Annotated in this window: 2 protein-coding genes; one reads left to right on the top strand and one right to left on the bottom strand. The window is 31.6% G+C overall.

What is annotated here, in order from left to right:
• Positions 1-737: tRNA pseudouridine(38-40) synthase TruA (gene truA, locus ENL20_03370; protein ID HHE37597.1), on the top strand; the 737-nt coding region annotated here is incomplete at its 5' end.
• A 32-nt stretch (positions 738-769) separates the two neighbouring features.
• Here the strand turns inward: truA and ENL20_03365 are convergent.
• Positions 770-1,324 (bottom strand): ImmA/IrrE family metallo-endopeptidase, encoded by a 555-nt coding sequence (locus ENL20_03365; protein HHE37596.1) that lies wholly within the window; start codon positions 1,322-1,324, stop codon positions 770-772.
• Positions 1,325-1,720 lie beyond the last annotated feature (396 nt).

Below are 1,720 nucleotides of genomic sequence, written 5' to 3'. Positions count from 1 at the left end.
TAAGAATTTCTTATGACGGTACAAATTTCTGTGGATGGCAATCTCAAAAAAATGAAAATACAATTCAGCAGACTATTGAAAAGGCATTATCAGAAATTGCGAAAACTAAAATCCGGATCACTGGTGCAGGTAGAACAGATTCCGGAGTGCATGCTCTCAGACAATATGCTCATTTTGATTTTCCCCTTGAAATGTCTGCGGAACAGATATTGTTAGCAACTTCATCAAAACTTCCATCTGATATTAGAGTTCAGAAAGTATTTCCTGTAAAAAATGATTTTCATGCCAGATTCGATGCTGTTTCCAGAAAATACATCTATATTATTACCAATGAAAGAACTCCTTTCAATCGTTTTTATAAAAGCTATTTTCCTAGAAAAAACATTTCATTTGATGTTTTAAAGAATTGTCTTATCTATTTCAAAGGTAGAAATGATTTTACTTCTTTTTCAAAGCAGAATCCTGACCTGTCGCATAATTATTGTACTATCCATAAAATATCATTAGAGAAACAAGAACACGATCTTGTGTTAGAAATTACCTCCAATCGTTTTCTGCATAATATGATCAGACGAATTGTGGGAGCAATGATCAACATTTCTAATACAAATGCAAATCCGGAAATTATACAAACACTTTTAAAGAATAAAGATCCAAATCATAAATTAATTTCAACTGCTCCTCCGGAAGGACTATATCTGGCAGAAATTATTTATCCGCAAGAATCATTTCTATGAAAAGTAAGCCTGTCTGTGAAATTTGATAAGTTTCAGTAACTCTTTTCCTGCTGGAAAGTCCTTAATAAAAACGATTCCTTCAAAGCTATAAAAAGAGCAGTTTCAGATACTCCGGTAATCTTCTGCAATCTATAGATATGTTCGTTTGCTCCTTTTGGAAAAAGCAGATTATGCTTGAAATACAATTTCTGCCAACCGAATTTTTTCCTGAATTCTTCTTTTAATAAATCTCGGGGAAGTATTAAATTTCCGGCAAAGATATCTGCTTCTTTTTCATAATCGGGATTTCTGACCAATGTTTCCAGTTCTGTTAAATTCCTGTTCATTTCATATTTTCGATAAGTCTTTAAATACTCTTTTTCATGCAGAACAATATGAGCTATTTCATGAGCTAAAGTGAATCTGTAGCGACCATACATTTTCATATTTTCTGAAGGAATGATATTTAAGTTTATCCATACTTTTCTTTTGATCATGTCTGTAAACGCATTCATATTTTCAGGTAAGTCATAAGTTTTTAAATCATAACCCAAAAAAGTGATGATCTCTTCTAATTCGATGGGAAATTTAATTTTCTGATGTTTCATCCGGTAATAACTATAAAGAAATATCTTTGATCTGTTAGCTATAACTTTATACGAATTATACATTTATCATCCTCTCTCCATTTTTTCCAATATTTCATAAGGACAAAATAAAAATGTAATATGACAGATCAGGTCAAAGGTGAAAAAAAGTTTTGGATTTGTTCAGAAATCTCTAATAATGAAGGGAAGTGATTTTTTTACTCATCCCTTAATCCCTTCTCTTAAATCCTTTTTGCTTTCCCTTTAGAAAAGGGATATTTCATCTTCTGTGAAGATGTGAGGATTTTTATATATTATGAGTTCTGCATAACTGAGTGTTTTTCAGCAGAATTCAAAAAACATGTCTTTGCGAGTTTTTCTTCTTGCTGTTACAAACGAAGCAATCTCTTGCTTCAC

This window comes from Candidatus Cloacimonadota bacterium (assembly GCA_011372345.1).
In the GTDB taxonomy this organism is placed as follows: Bacteria; Cloacimonadota; Cloacimonadia; order Cloacimonadales; family TCS61; genus DRTC01.
This window is presented reverse-complemented; position numbering and strand designations above follow the sequence as displayed.